The 12,654-nt window shown below is 71.6% G+C and carries 11 protein-coding genes and 1 tRNA gene; 9 read left to right on the top strand and 3 right to left on the bottom strand.

Features of this window, described 5'->3' with window-relative positions; translation table 11 throughout:
• Positions 1-86: 86 nt before the first annotated feature.
• Positions 87-737 carry a hypothetical protein gene (locus GQS09_RS01150; protein ID WP_165984042.1) on the bottom strand — a complete coding sequence of 217 codons (651 nt, stop codon included), beginning with the start codon at positions 735-737 and terminating at the stop codon, positions 87-89.
• Positions 738-907: 170 nt separating this feature from the next.
• Here GQS09_RS01150 and GQS09_RS01145 point away from each other — a divergent pair, with 170 nt between their 5' ends.
• The 7 genes from GQS09_RS01145 (at position 908) to GQS09_RS01115 (ending at position 9,400) form a co-directional block, all read left to right on the top strand.
• Positions 908-1,231: a chorismate mutase gene (locus GQS09_RS01145; protein ID WP_165984050.1), complete on the top strand. Its 324-nt coding sequence runs from the start codon at positions 908-910 to the stop codon at positions 1,229-1,231.
• Positions 1,232-1,339: 108 nt separating this feature from the next.
• Complete coding sequence (pepN, locus tag GQS09_RS01140) at positions 1,340-4,048, top strand: aminopeptidase N (protein ID WP_165984041.1); 2,709 nt, start codon at positions 1,340-1,342, stop codon at positions 4,046-4,048.
• 97 nt (positions 4,049-4,145) lie between these two features.
• Positions 4,146-5,600: a pyruvate kinase gene (pyk, locus tag GQS09_RS01135; RefSeq protein WP_165984040.1), complete on the top strand. Its 1,455-nt coding sequence runs from the start codon at positions 4,146-4,148 to the stop codon at positions 5,598-5,600.
• A 382-nt stretch (positions 5,601-5,982) separates the two neighbouring features.
• A complete protein-coding gene (locus GQS09_RS01130) occupies positions 5,983-7,140 on the top strand; it encodes a Gfo/Idh/MocA family protein (RefSeq protein ID WP_165984039.1) in 1,158 nt (385 codons plus the stop codon).
• Positions 7,137-8,096: a PmoA family protein gene (locus tag GQS09_RS01125; protein ID WP_165984038.1), complete on the top strand. Its 960-nt coding sequence runs from the start codon at positions 7,137-7,139 to the stop codon at positions 8,094-8,096. The genes GQS09_RS01130 and GQS09_RS01125 overlap by 4 nt, the downstream gene beginning before the upstream one ends.
• A 99-nt stretch (positions 8,097-8,195) precedes the next feature.
• On the top strand, positions 8,196-8,447 hold the full coding sequence (locus GQS09_RS01120) for a hypothetical protein (protein ID WP_165984037.1): 252 nt from the start codon (positions 8,196-8,198) through the stop codon (positions 8,445-8,447).
• Positions 8,444-9,400, top strand: coding sequence for a metal-dependent hydrolase (locus GQS09_RS01115; protein WP_165984036.1), 957 nt, complete (start codon positions 8,444-8,446; stop codon positions 9,398-9,400). The genes GQS09_RS01120 and GQS09_RS01115 overlap by 4 nt, the downstream gene beginning before the upstream one ends.
• On the opposite strand, the gene GQS09_RS01110 is transcribed toward GQS09_RS01115, so the two are convergent.
• Together GQS09_RS01110 and GQS09_RS01105 are read right to left on the bottom strand one after the other, a co-directional pair.
• On the bottom strand, positions 9,401-10,183 hold the full coding sequence (locus GQS09_RS01110; RefSeq protein ID WP_165984035.1) for a helix-turn-helix domain-containing protein: 783 nt from the start codon (positions 10,181-10,183) through the stop codon (positions 9,401-9,403).
• 74 nt (positions 10,184-10,257) lie between these two features.
• Positions 10,258-10,342: transfer RNA gene (locus GQS09_RS01105), tRNA-Leu, on the bottom strand.
• 64 nt (positions 10,343-10,406) lie between these two features.
• On the opposite strand from GQS09_RS01105, the gene GQS09_RS01100 reads away from it, so the two are divergent.
• Positions 10,407-11,105 (top strand): response regulator, encoded by a 699-nt coding sequence (locus GQS09_RS01100; protein ID WP_165984034.1) that lies wholly within the window; start codon positions 10,407-10,409, stop codon positions 11,103-11,105.
• Between the two features lie 366 nt (positions 11,106-11,471).
• Positions 11,472-12,650, top strand: coding sequence for a branched-chain amino acid ABC transporter substrate-binding protein (locus tag GQS09_RS01095; RefSeq protein WP_165984033.1), 1,179 nt, complete (start codon positions 11,472-11,474; stop codon positions 12,648-12,650).
• The last annotated feature ends 4 nt before the right edge of the window (positions 12,651-12,654 follow it).

Here is a 12,654-nt window from a genome sequence, read left to right as displayed (position 1 = left end):
GCCGCGGCACCCTCGCCGGCGCCCGGCGCGCCCGCGTGCCCGGCGCAGCCGGCCTGCGCCGACCGGTGCCCGGCCCGCCGGTACCGTCACAGTCCGCCGGTGAACTCCTCCGTATACACGTCCATGCCGGTCGCGGCGTCCACGACGGTGCGCTCACCCAGCGGCTCCGCCAGCTCCACCCGCATCTCCACCAGGTGCAGCATGTCGTCGCAGGCCATCACCTCGCCCTCGCGCTGGAACGTCCAGTTGCCGACGATCACCAGCTCCGCGGTCTCGTGGACCTGGGCACCCCAGCCGTGGTCACAGCTGCCGTGACCCACCAGCACGGTCAGCGCGGTGTCCTCGAGGGCCGCCTCCTCCACCCCCTGCACCCGCCACACGTTCGGGTCGAAGGCCGGCAGCGGTTCGACATCCGGCCACGCGGCCGCGACCCGTTCGGCCCGCCGCTGGAACACCCCCGGCTCGGGCGGCTCGGTCACCTCCGGCTCCGCCGGCTCCTCCGCCCCGTCCGGCCCGGAACTCTCCCCGCCGTCCGAGCCGTCCGGGCCGTCCGCCGCGTCATGGCCGCCGGGCGCGTCGGAGACCGGCTCCTCAGGACCGCCGCCCGCGCCCGGCTGCTCCGCCGCCGGGCCGCCCCCGCCGTCCGCGGGGACATCCCCGCAGGCGACCGGCCCCAGGGCGAGCAGCACCGCCGCCGACACCAGCCCCGCACCCCGTACACGGGTCGATCCAGCCATCACGAACCCCTCCTCGCAGTCGTCGGCGATGGGACGGCGGCGGACCCACGGCGGTTCCGTGCCCGCGCTGCGGACGCCCGCCGGCCCGCGCCGCCGGTGCCCATACCCTCGGAAGCGTGAGCAACAGCGAATCCGCGACCGGTCCCGGTCCCGCCGAGACCGCCCCGGGCATGGAGCCCGCCGACGAATCCGTCCGGGCCGAGCTGACCCGGCTGCGCGAGTCCATCGACAACATCGACGCCGCAGTGGTGCACATGCTCGCCGAGCGCTTCAAATGCACCCAGCAGGTCGGCCGCCTCAAGGCCGCCCACCGGCTGCCGCCCGCCGACCCCGCCCGCGAGGCCCGCCAGATCGCCCGGCTGCGGCAGCTCGCGGAGAGCGCCCGGCTCGACCCCGGCTTCGCGGAGAAACTGCTGAACTTCATCATCGCCGAGGTCATCCGGCACCACGAGACCCTCGCCCGGAACGACAACGGCACCCGCCCGGCCCGCTGACCGCGCCCCGGCCGGGCCGCCCGCCGCATCCCTTTGCACGCGGCGGCGACCGCCCGGCCGGGCAAACCCGGATGCCGCCGCCGTACCCGGTACGGCAGCATGGGTGCCATGCCCACACTGACGCGCGACGAGGCGCAGACCCGCGCCCGCCTCCTGGACGTCCACCGGTACCGGATCGACCTCGACCTGAGTGCCGCCGCCGGCTCCGGCACCTTCCGGTCCCGGACCACCGTGGAGTTCACCGCGCGACAGGCCGGCGACACCTTCGCCGAGCTCCGCCCCGCCCGGCTGCACCACGCCGGCCTCGACGGCCGGGCCCTCGACCCGGCCGCCCTGCGCGACGGGCGGCTCCCCCTCACCGGCCTCACCCCCGGCCGCCACCGGCTGACCGTCGAGGCCGACATGGAATACTCCAACACCGGCGAGGGCATGCACCGCTTCACCGACCCGGAGGACGGCCGCACCTACCTGTACTCCATGTGCTGCATGGCCGAGGCCCCCCGGGTGTACGCCGCCTTCGACCAGCCCGACCTCAAGGCCGTCTTCGACGTCACCGTCACCGCACCGGGTGACTGGACCGTGCTCGGCAACGGCACCGCCACCCCGCTGCCCGCCGGCCCGGACGGGCCGCCCGGCGCCCCGGTGCGGCACTGGCGCTGCGCCACCACCCCGCCGATCAGCACCTACCTGATGGCCGTGGCGGCCGGCCCCTGGCACACGGTGCGCACCACGCACGCCGGGCTGCCGTTCGCCCTGCACGTCCGCCAGTCCCTGGCCGAGCACCTGGACAAGGACGCCGAGGAGATCCTGGACCTCACCCGCCGCGCCTTCGACCGCTACCACGCGCTGTTCACCGAGCCCTACCCCTTCGACTCCTACGACCAGGCATTCGTCCCGGAATTCAACGCCGGGGCGATGGAGAACCCCGGTCTCGTCCTGTTCCGCGACGAATTCATCCACCGTTCGGCGGTCACCGACACCCAGCGCCAGACCCGCGGCGTGGTCATCGCCCACGAGATGGCCCACATGTGGTTCGGCAACCTCGTCACGCTCCGCTGGTGGGACGACATCTGGCTCAACGAGTCCTTCGCCGAGTACATGGGCTACCAGGTGCTCGACGACACCACCGCTTTCCGCCCCTGGACCGAGTTCTCCGTCTCCCGCAAGTCCTGGGGCTACGACGCGGACCAGCGTCCCTCCACGCACCCCGTCGCTCCCGAGCCGGACGCCGTGCCCGACACCGCCTCCGCCTGGCTCAACTTCGACGGCATCTCCTACGCCAAGGGCGCCTCGGCCCTGCGCCAGCTCGTCACCTGGCTCGGCGAGGACACCTTCCTGGCCGGCATCAACGGCCATTTCGCCCGCCACCGCTTCGGCAACGCCACCCTCGCGGACTTCCTCGACTCCCTCGGCCGGGCGACCGAGCGGGATGTGCACGCCTGGGCCGGCCGCTGGCTGCGCACCACCGGCCCGGACACCCTCACCCCGGTCACCGAGCCCTCCGGCGGCACCGGTGGCACGGGCGGTGCCACGGGCGGGGGCACCGGCGCCGGCGAACCCGGCACCGCCCCCGGCGCCCCCGGCGGGTGGCTGCTGCGCGTGCGGCACACCGGCAGCCGCCCGCACCGCATCGCCGTCGGCGGTTACGACCCCACCGGCGCCCCCGTCGGCGAGCCCTTCCTGCTCGACCTGGACGCCCCGGGCGACACCGGCACCGATGCCGGAACCCTCACCGTGCCCCGGCCGGGCGCCCGCCCCGACCTGCTGGTGCTCAACGACCGCGATCTGAGCTACACCAAGGTCCGGCTCGACCCGCACTCCTGGCACACCGCCCGGCACTGCCTCTCCGCCCTCCCGGACCCGGCCACCCGCGCCGTGGTGTGGAACGCCGCCCGCGACATGGTCCGGGATGCCGAACTCCCGCCCGGCGCCTTTCTGGAGGCGGTGCGCGAGCAGCTGCCCGCCGAGACCGACACCGCCCTGGTCGAGGGCGTGCTCGCGTTCGCCCGCACCCAGATCGCCGACCGCTATCTGGACGACGGGGACGACCGGGACGACCGGGACGGACGGGAGGACCGGGAGGAGGGGAACGGCCGGGACGGCGTGGGCGGGCCACACCGCACCGCGGCCCTGCACACCCTGCACGCCACCGCCCAGGACCTCTTCGACCGCGCCGCGGGCCGGCCCGACGGCGCCGCCCTGCGGCTGGCCGCCGTCCGCACCCTCATCTCCACCGCCACCGAACCCGGCACCCTGCGCCGCTGGTGGACCGCGGGCACCGTGCCCGGCGGACCGGAACTCGACCCCGAACTGCGCTGGCAGCTCCTGCACCGGCTGGCCGTGCTGGGCGCGGCCGACGCCGCCGAGATCAGCGCCGAGGAGACCCGCGACCCGGGCGCCACCGGCAAGGAGGGCGCCGCCCGCTGCCGTGCCGCACTGCCCGACCCCGAGGCCAAGGCCGCCGCCTGGGAGGACATGTTCTCCGCCGAGGACCGGCTCTCCGCCTACCTGTTCGCCGCCACCGCCCAGGGCTTCTGGCACCCCGAGCAGCGCGAGCTGCTCCGGCCCTATGTCGCCCGGTACTTCGAGCTGCTTCCGGAACTGGCCGCCCGGCGCGGCCACGCCCTGGCCGAGACCGCCTGCCGGCAGGCCTTCCCGCGCGGCTTCACCGACCACCGCACCCTGCGGCTCGGCGAGGAGTGCCTGGCCGGGGAGGGCCGCACCCCGACGCTGCGCCGCAACCTCGGCGACCAGCTGGACGACCTGCGCCGGGCTCTGCGGGTGCGCTCATCCGAGCAGGCCGCCGCGCATTCATGAAATGGCGACGGAACGTCAACAAGTCGTCGGTCAAAAGACGTTGAATTGATGCCGGACAGCCGCACCGTACTGGCCGGTAATACATAGAGTCGGCGGTATGCGCCGAGCGAAGATTGTCTGCACACTTGGGCCGGCGACTGACTCATATGAGCAGATCGCGGGGCTGGTTGACGCGGGTATGGACATCGCCCGCCTCAATCTCAGCCACGGCACCCACGCCGAACACGAGGAACGCTTCCACCGTGTACGGCGCGCTGCGGCAGAGCGCGGACGCGCGGTCGGAATTCTCGCCGATCTTCAAGGCCCGAAGATCCGGCTGGGGAAGTTCAGCGAAGGACCGGTACTGCTCGAAACCGGTNTCAGCGAAGGACCGGTACTGCTCGAAACCGGTGACACCTTCACCATCACCACCGAGGACACCCCGGGCACCCAGCAGATCTGCGGCACCACCTACGCCGGCCTGGCCGGCGACGTCACCGCCGGCGACCGCGTCCTCATCGACGACGGCCGGGTCGCCCTCCAGGTCACCGCCGTCGACGGCCCCCGGATCCGGACCCTGGTCACCGAGGGCGGCATGGTCTCCGACCACAAGGGCATCAATCTGCCCGGCGCCGCCGTCTCCGTCCCCGCCCTGTCCCGCAAGGACATCGAGGACCTGCGCTGGGCGCTGCGCACCGGCGCCGACATCATCGCCCTCTCCTTCGTGCGCAACGGCGACGACATCAAGGACGTGCACCGCGTCATGGCCGAGGAGGGCAGGTTCCGCCCGGTCATCGCCAAGGTCGAGAAGCCCCAGGCCGAGGAGAACCTCCAGGACATCGTGGACGCCTTCGACGGCATCATGGTCGCCCGCGGCGACCTCGGCGTCGAACTCCCGCTGGAAACCGTGCCCATGGTGCAGAAGCGGGCCATCAAGCTCGCCAAGCGCAATGCCAAACCGGTCATCGTCGCCACCCAGATGCTGGACTCCATGATCGACGCCTCGCGCCCCACCAGGGCCGAGGCGTCCGACGTGGCGAACGCCGTGCTGGACGGCACCGACGCGGTGATGCTCTCCGGCGAGACCAGCGTCGGCCGCTACCCGCTGGAGACGGTCCGCACCATGGCCCGGATCGTGGAGGCCGCCGAGGAGGACGTGCTCGCCGCCGGGCTCAGGCCGCTGACCGAATCCACCAAGCCGCACACCCAGGGCGGGGCGGTGGCCCGCGCGGCCGCCGAGATCGGCGACTTCCTCGGCGCCCGGCTGCTGGTCGCCTTCACTCTCTCCGGGGACACCGTGCGGCGGCTCTCCCGCTACCGCTCGCCCATTCCGGTCATCGCCTTCACCCCGCGCCGCTCCACCCGCAACCAGCTCGCCCTGACCTGGGGCGTGGAGACCCATCTGGTGCCCTGCGTGGACTCCACCGACGCCATGATCGCCATGGTGGACGAGCGGCTGACCCGGATGGGCCGCTGCGAGACGGGCGACGTGGTGGTGGTCACCGCCGGCTCGCCGCCCATGGTCCCCGGCGCCACCAACATGGTCCAGGTCCTCCGCATCGGCGAACGCTGAGCATCCGCGCCGCCCGGCCCCGCCGCCGGGCACCTCGGCCCGGCTTCCCGCGCCCGCACCACTGACCCGGCCTCTGCCGCGCCGCGCCTCCGGGCGCGGCCCGGCCGCCGGGAGCGCGCGGCGCGGGACGGCGCGGCGGCCCGGGCCTGCCTCCTCTCCCGTTCTCCCTTTCTGCCTTTCCCCTCCCCACCACTCCCCACCCCTCCTCTTCTCTTTCCCTGTTCTCCCCCGGTCGCGGTTCGACCGGGCGGCCCGGCCGGCGGAGGCGCTTGCCGCCGTGGTCTTGCGCCGCGCGCAGGGTGCGTGATGGGGTGGTGGTAAGCGCTTGCTATCCCTCTGGTTTCCGCAGCCGCCGCCCATCGCCCAGGAGCCGCACATCCCCATGGCCGCACCACCAGCCCGCATCCGCGCCGCCGTCGTCGGCACCGGCGCCATCGTCACCGGCGCTCATCTGCCCGCCCTGGCCGCGCACGCCGCCGACGTCGAACTCGTCGCCGCCGTCGACATCGACCCCGTCCGCCTCGATGCCTTCACCACCGCGGCGGCAACCGACCACCCCGCCCTCGGCACCCCGGCCGGCTACTCCGATCTGGCCACCATGCTGGAGCGCGCCCACCCCGACCTGGTCCTGCTCGGCACACCCCCGGCCCTGCACCACCGCCAGGCCCTCACCGCCCTGCGGTCCGGCGCCTGGGTCTGGTGCGAGAAGCCGCTCTGCCTCTCCCTCGCCGAGTTCGACGAGATCGCCGCCGCCGAAGCCGACGGCGGCCCCTACACGGCCGTGGTCGCCCAGCACCGCTACGGCTCCGGCGCGGTCCACGCCAGCACCCTGCTGCGCGACGGACACCTCGGCACCCCCCTGGTCGCCCACTGCCAGACCACCTGGCACCGCGATGCCGACTACTACGCCGTCGACTGGCGCGGCCGCTGGGCCAGCGAGGGCGGCGGCCCCACCATGGGCCACGGCATCCACCAGACCGACCTGCTGCTCCACCTCCTCGGCGACTGGACCGAGATCCGCGCCATGGCCGCCCGCCTGGTCCACCACGGCATCGAGACCGAGGACGTCTCCACCGCCCTCGTCCGCTTCTCCGGCGGCACCCTGGCCACCGTCGTCAACAGCGTGCTCTCCCCGGACGAGGTCAGCCGCATCCGCATCGACTGCGCCGAGGCCACCGTGGAACTCACCCACCTCTACGGCCACACCAACGACGACTGGGTCTACACCCCGCGCCCCGGCCTCGACGACACCACCCTGGTCACCCGCTGGCGCACCCCCGACGGCGACACCCCCAGCTCGCACGCGGCCCAGCTGGCCGGCATCCTCGCCGCCATGCGCACCGGCACCCGCCCGCCCTCCAGCGGCCACGACGCCCGCCGCACCCTGGAGTTCAACGCCGCCCTCTACAAGGCCGCCTTCACCGGCGCCACCGTCCGGGCCGGCGAGATCACCCCCGACGACCCCCACTACCACGCCATGCACGGCAACCACCCCGACTGGGCGCCGGGACGGGCGCCGAAGGAGGCCGCGACACTGTGACCGCACAGCTGACCGTCACCCACACCCACGGCGAACGCGTCGCCGTCCGGGCCACCGCACCCGGCGGCGGAGAACCGGTCGAGATCCTCTCCTACGTCTACCGCCCCGACCCCGAGCCCTACGAATCCCGCAAGCCCTACGCCCACCCCGTGCGCACCCTCTCCGGACACGTGGTCACCGGCTACCGCCCCAGCGACCACCGCTGGCACAAGGGCATCCAGATGACCGCCAGTCACCTCTCCGAGCAGAACTTCTGGGGCGGCAACTCCTACATCCACCCCGCCGGATACCAGCGCATCCCGGAACGCGTCGGCTGGATGCGGCACAACGGCTTCACCGCCGTCGACGCCCACCCGCACCGCGTCCACCTCGCCGAATCCCTCACCTGGATCAACCACGGCGGCCAGGAATGGGCCCAGGAACAGCGCACCCTCGCCGTGCACTCCGCCGACCCCGCCGAAGGCGCCTGGATCCTCGAATGGGGCATCGCGCTGACCAATGTGCGCGGTGACGGCGAACCCCTCCGCTTCGGCAGCCCCACCACCGCCGGCCGCCACATGGCCGGCTACACCGGCCTCCAGTGGCGCGGCCCGCGCGACTTCACCGGCGGCCAGGTCCTCACCCCCAAGGGCCCGGACACCGACGAGAACGTCATGGGCACCCCCGCCGCCCAGGCCCCCTGGCTGGGCTTCACCGCCGAACACGACGAGACCGACGGCCACTCCACCCTGCTCTTCTCCCACCACCCGGAGAACGAAGGCTCGATCCACCCCTCGCACTGGTTCGTGCGCTCCACCCCCTGGCCCACCGTCGCCTTCTCCTGGGCGTTCTTCGACGAGTTCGCACTGGCCCCCGGCGACACCTTCGCCTACCGCTACCGCATCGTCGTCGCCGACGGCGCCTGGGACGCCGGACGCGCCGGGACCTACCTCGACACCCACCCCTGGGAGTTGTGAGCATCCCAGTATGATGCCCGGCGAGCCGCATACCGAGTATGGACAGCGAGCCGCCGGGGTGACGGCGGCGCCGCGACCGCCCAGGGGGAGAACACACCGATGACCACCACCACGGACCCGCAGGCGCCGGGAGCCGCGCCCGCCGGACCGGTACACCGCACCGGACCGGCCGAGAAGGCGGGTTATGCCGCGGCCGTGTTCATCCTCCTGGTCGGCGGGGCGCTGTTCACCACACCGATCCTCAACTGGCTGTCCGGCCCGGCGATCACCATCGTGTGCGTCGCCGTGGCCGGGTGGATCGCCGACCGCCGCCGCAAGAGCCGCACCGGCTCCGGGGAGGAGACGCGGTGAGCTGGGCCGCCCACGAACTCGAAAGCTATCTGCTGCACAAGCACACCAAGGTCAAGGTGTCCTTCCTGGCCATCCTGATCGGCTGCCTCTCCCCGGACATGCTGACCAAGCTGCCGGTCTACGGCATCCAGCTCGGCGGCTTCGTCCTCCAGGCGCAGGACAATCCCTGGGAGTACCACCGCGGCTGGCCCGGCGTCGGCCCCACCCACTCCCTGATGTACGCCGTGGTGATCTCCCTGCTGGTGCTGTGGGTCTTCAAGAGCCGCGAATGGTCCCTCGGCCTGCTGATCGGCACCGCCGCCCATGTGCTGACCGACATCTTCGACAGCGTCGGCACCATGGTCTTCTTCCCGTTCACCGATCAGCAGTACACCGTCAGCATGTGGGCCTACGCCGCCCAGGCAGGCCGCTACGGCGACGCCGCCGCCTACTACGGCAGCCTGGGACTGGTCTGGGATCTCTTCTGGCTCGTCCTCGTGCTGTTCAGCTTCAAGGCCCTGCGCGCGCAGTACTTCTTCCACAGCGTCGTCACCTCCGACCCCGCCTGGGGCTGGTTCCGGCGCCGCCTGCACATGTCCGACCGGGTGATGCTCGCCTGCTACCGGGCGTACTTCCTCTACGGGGCCTGCCGCATTTTCGCCTGGACCGGCTGGGCCCGGTTCATCGAGGGCGCGCCCATGGACTGGAACTGGAACGGCCCCCACTGGGTCGACAAGGCCACCGTGGAGCCCGTCCCGGTCGGGGAGTTCCTCTCCAACACCCTGGTCGGGCTGACCGGCTTCATCGCCGCCTCCTGGATCATCTGGCTGGTCGTCGGCCGCCGCCTGTGGCTCAACACCCCGCCGCACGAGGCCTACGGGCCCGGTGCCGGGCCGGAGACCGCTCCCGCCGGACCGGCGGGCGGGTCCGAGCAGGCCCTCACCGTCCCCCGCCAGCCCGACCCCGCCCCCTGATCAGTACTTCGCCCCGACACGCGCATCCAGCAGCGCCACCGACTCCCGCCGTGCGATGGAGACGGTCACGGCCCTGCGGTGCTGGCGCAGGCTTCGCCATTCGACACCGAGCCTGTCGAGTGTGCCGGTGAAAAGCGCCATGATGTCGACGGAGGTGTTGGTGAAGAAGTATCTCGGGTACTCATAGCGTTTGGGTTCCCCGCCAATGGTGCGCACCACCCAGTTCGTGACCCTGCTCCCGTCCGAGTGGATCAGGCCGCGGACGAATTCCCACGGGTGTTCGTCCACGATGGTCTCCTGCCAGGACTCCAGCACGATCCGCCGCTCGTGTTTCCTGCCGGGACCGTGCTGCGGGAACATGCACACCCAGTGCCGTGAGAACGACTTGACCTCGACACAGCCGTTCCGGGTCCGTCGGCTGATCCTTGGCCGGCTCATCACGGCCTGCATCGCCTCTTCTGCCGCCTGGACCAGGCCAGGCCATCGGGCGGAGCAGAAGAGGGACAGGTGGTGCTGCTTGCCCCGGGAGATGATGTGGCCGTCTCCGAGGTACAGGCCGAGCAGGTAGCTGTACGCGCTGTGGCCGAACGGGCGGCCCTGGCACCTGGGACAGTCGGGACGGTGATCCGGTACCGGAATACCGAGGGCGCGACGCTCCTGCGACCGCCACCAGCCGAGAGTGCCACGCGGGACGCCGAAGCGCTCGGTCACGTCGGCGTAGGAAGCGCCCTGGCGGATCATGGCCAGGGCCGCGGAGCGGACGGACGGTGGGTACTGCTCCATGAGCTAAGCGTTGCACGAGACCCGTGGGGTGCCGAAGGAACCGGCCGTCTTTCACCCGGACCGGTGATCATGAGTGCCGGGTGCGGGATTCGAACCCGCACGCCCTTGCGGGCAGAGGTGTTTGAGACCTCGGCGTCTGCCTGATTCCGCCAACCCGGCCTGGCAAAGCCAGGGCGCAGTCTACCGGCTCACACGGGCAGCGAGCGACTGGGTACAGTCGTTCATGCCCGGTTGGCATGAGCTGAGGAGCATTGTGAGCACCGCCGACGTCCCTGAGCCTTCCGTTGAGGCGGTTGAGGCAGAACAGTCCAGCGCCCACGTACCGCCGGAGACCACCCGTGTGGTCATCGCCGAGGACGAGGCGCTGATCCGGCTCGACCTGAAAGAGATGCTCGAAGAAGAGGGCTACACCGTGGTGGGCGAGGCCGGGGACGGCCAGACGGCCGTGGACCTGGCCCGGGAGCACAAGCCGGACCTGGTCATTCTGGACGTGAAGATGCCGGTGATGGACGGCATCTCGGCGGCCGAGAAGATCGCCGGCGACAACATCGCGCCGGTGCTGATGCTGACCGCCTTCTCCCAGCGGGAGCTGGTCGAGCGGGCCCGGGACGCCGGGGCCATGGCCTATCTGGTGAAGCCGTTCTCCAAGAGCGATGTGGTGCCCGCCATCGAGATCGCGGTCTCCCGCTTCACGGAGCTGAAGGCGCTCTCGGCCGAGGTCGACGATCTCACCCAGCGGCTGGAGACCCGCAAGCTGGTGGACCGGGCCAAGAGTGTGCTGCAGACCCAGTACGGGCTGACCGAGCCCGCCTCCTTCCGCTGGATTCAGAAGACCTCGATGGACCGGCGGCTGTCCATGAAGCAGGTGGCGGAGGCAATTCTCGCCGATGCCGAAGAACGGCGTCAGCAGCAAAAGAAGTGAACGCACCTTAGTAACAGCCGCAAATCGCTGTTCTGGTCACGACAAGCGGGAGCGTCTCGGATTGCGGAATCCGGAGCGCTCCCGTTTGCTGTCGCCGGTGCCTGGGCAGGGCTTGAAGTGCCCGGCTGATCAGCGGTTTTGGTGGTACGGGCGGTGTGCGGGGGAGTCGGGGCGGATGTCCGCTCAGCGGAGTGCCGCGTTCTGTTTCCGGCACATGGCGGAGGTCACGAGGCGATCACATCTGGTTCGACCGTCTATGTGTGATCTGTGTGAAGGCAATAGATTCCGCTGCACGCCGCACCAGTGTGCGCCTGAGCACGGGTCCCGTGCGGTGACGTCTGATCTGGACTCGTCCAGGGGGTTTGCATGCTCACCAAGAGGCTCGCGAAACTCGCGATACCGTTCGCGATCGGTGCCCTCGCCCTCACCGCCTGCAGTGATGACAGCAACGGTGGCAGTGGAGGCGGAGGCGGCGGCGGGGACGGCGCGACGTTCAAGATCGCCTACCAGGGGCCCCTGTCCGGGCCCAACGTCCAGCTCGGCGTCAACATGGTCAACGGCGTCCAGCTGGCCATCGACGAGGCGAACGAGTCCGGCGAGTACGACGTCAAGTTCGAGCTCTTCGAGGCGGACGACGGCGGCGAGCCGGGCAAGGCGACCGCCGCCGCCCAGTCGGCCATCGACGCCGGCGTGATCGCCGTGGTCGGCCCGGCCTTCTCCGGTGCCGCCGAGGTCGCGGCGCCGAACTACGGCGAGGCCGGCATCGCCGCGCTGACCCCGTCGGCGACCCGCCCCGACCTGACCGAGAAGGGCTTCAAGACCTTCCTGCGCGCCGTGCCGAGCGACGCCGAGCAGGGCAAGGCGATCGCCGACTTCTTCGTCTCCCAGGACATCGCCAAGGCGGTGCTCATCGACGACACCGACGACTACGCGGTGGGGCTGGCCGACGTGGCCCAGCAGCACCTGGAGGAGGCCGGTGTCGAGGTGGTCCGGGAGAGCGTCCCGGCCGACACCGTGGACCACAGCGGCATCGCCCGCACCGTGGTGGAGTCCGGAGCCGGCGCGGTGGCCTACACCGGCTACTACTCGCAGGCGGGCCCGCTGGCGGTGAAGCTGAACGAGGCCGGCTACGAGGGCATCGGGCTCGGCGGCGACGGTGTCAAGGACCCGCAGTTCGTCTCCCTGGCCGGGGCCGCCGCCGAGAACTGGTACCTGAGCTGCCCCTGCCGTGACCTGACCACGGACGAGGCCGGCCAGAGCTTCATCGACCGGTACAAGGCCGCGTTCGACGCCGAGCCGGGCACCTACTCGCCCGAGGCCTACGACGCCACGAAGATGATCATCGAGGCGGTCGCCGAGCTGGGCGACGGCGCGGATGCCAAGTCGGTCTACGAGGCGCTGGCGGCCGGCACCCACGAGGGTGTGGCCAAGACGCTGAGCTTCACCGAGACCGGTGAGTACAACGGCGCGGGCATCTACATGTACCAGGTGACCGGCGGTGCCATCACGTCGCTCGGGGACATCACGGAGGTGACCGGCGGCTGACGCC

This window comes from Streptomyces sp. YIM 98790, assembly GCF_011421595.1.
Classification (GTDB): domain Bacteria; phylum Actinomycetota; class Actinomycetes; order Streptomycetales; family Streptomycetaceae; genus Streptomyces.
Note: the sequence above shows the minus strand (reverse complement) of the source record. Positions and strands in the feature narration are given on the sequence as shown.

Excerpts from the sequence above, each read along its gene's own strand:
- GQS09_RS01150 (WP_165984042.1), bottom strand. The coding sequence starts at position 737 with ATGGCTGGATCGACCCGTGTACGGGGTGCGGGGCTGGTGTCGGCGGCG.
- GQS09_RS01145 (WP_165984050.1), top strand. The coding sequence starts at position 908 with ATGGAGCCCGCCGACGAATCCGTCCGGGCCGAGCTGACCCGGCTGCGC.
- pepN (WP_165984041.1), top strand. The coding sequence starts at position 1,340 with ATGCCCACACTGACGCGCGACGAGGCGCAGACCCGCGCCCGCCTCCTG.
- GQS09_RS01130 (WP_165984039.1), top strand. The coding sequence starts at position 5,983 with ATGGCCGCACCACCAGCCCGCATCCGCGCCGCCGTCGTCGGCACCGGC.
- GQS09_RS01120 (WP_165984037.1), top strand. The coding sequence starts at position 8,196 with ATGACCACCACCACGGACCCGCAGGCGCCGGGAGCCGCGCCCGCCGGA.
- GQS09_RS01110 (WP_165984035.1), bottom strand. The coding sequence starts at position 10,183 with ATGGAGCAGTACCCACCGTCCGTCCGCTCCGCGGCCCTGGCCATGATC.
- GQS09_RS01100 (WP_165984034.1), top strand. The coding sequence starts at position 10,407 with ATGCCCGGTTGGCATGAGCTGAGGAGCATTGTGAGCACCGCCGACGTC.
- GQS09_RS01095 (WP_165984033.1), top strand. The coding sequence starts at position 11,472 with ATGCTCACCAAGAGGCTCGCGAAACTCGCGATACCGTTCGCGATCGGT.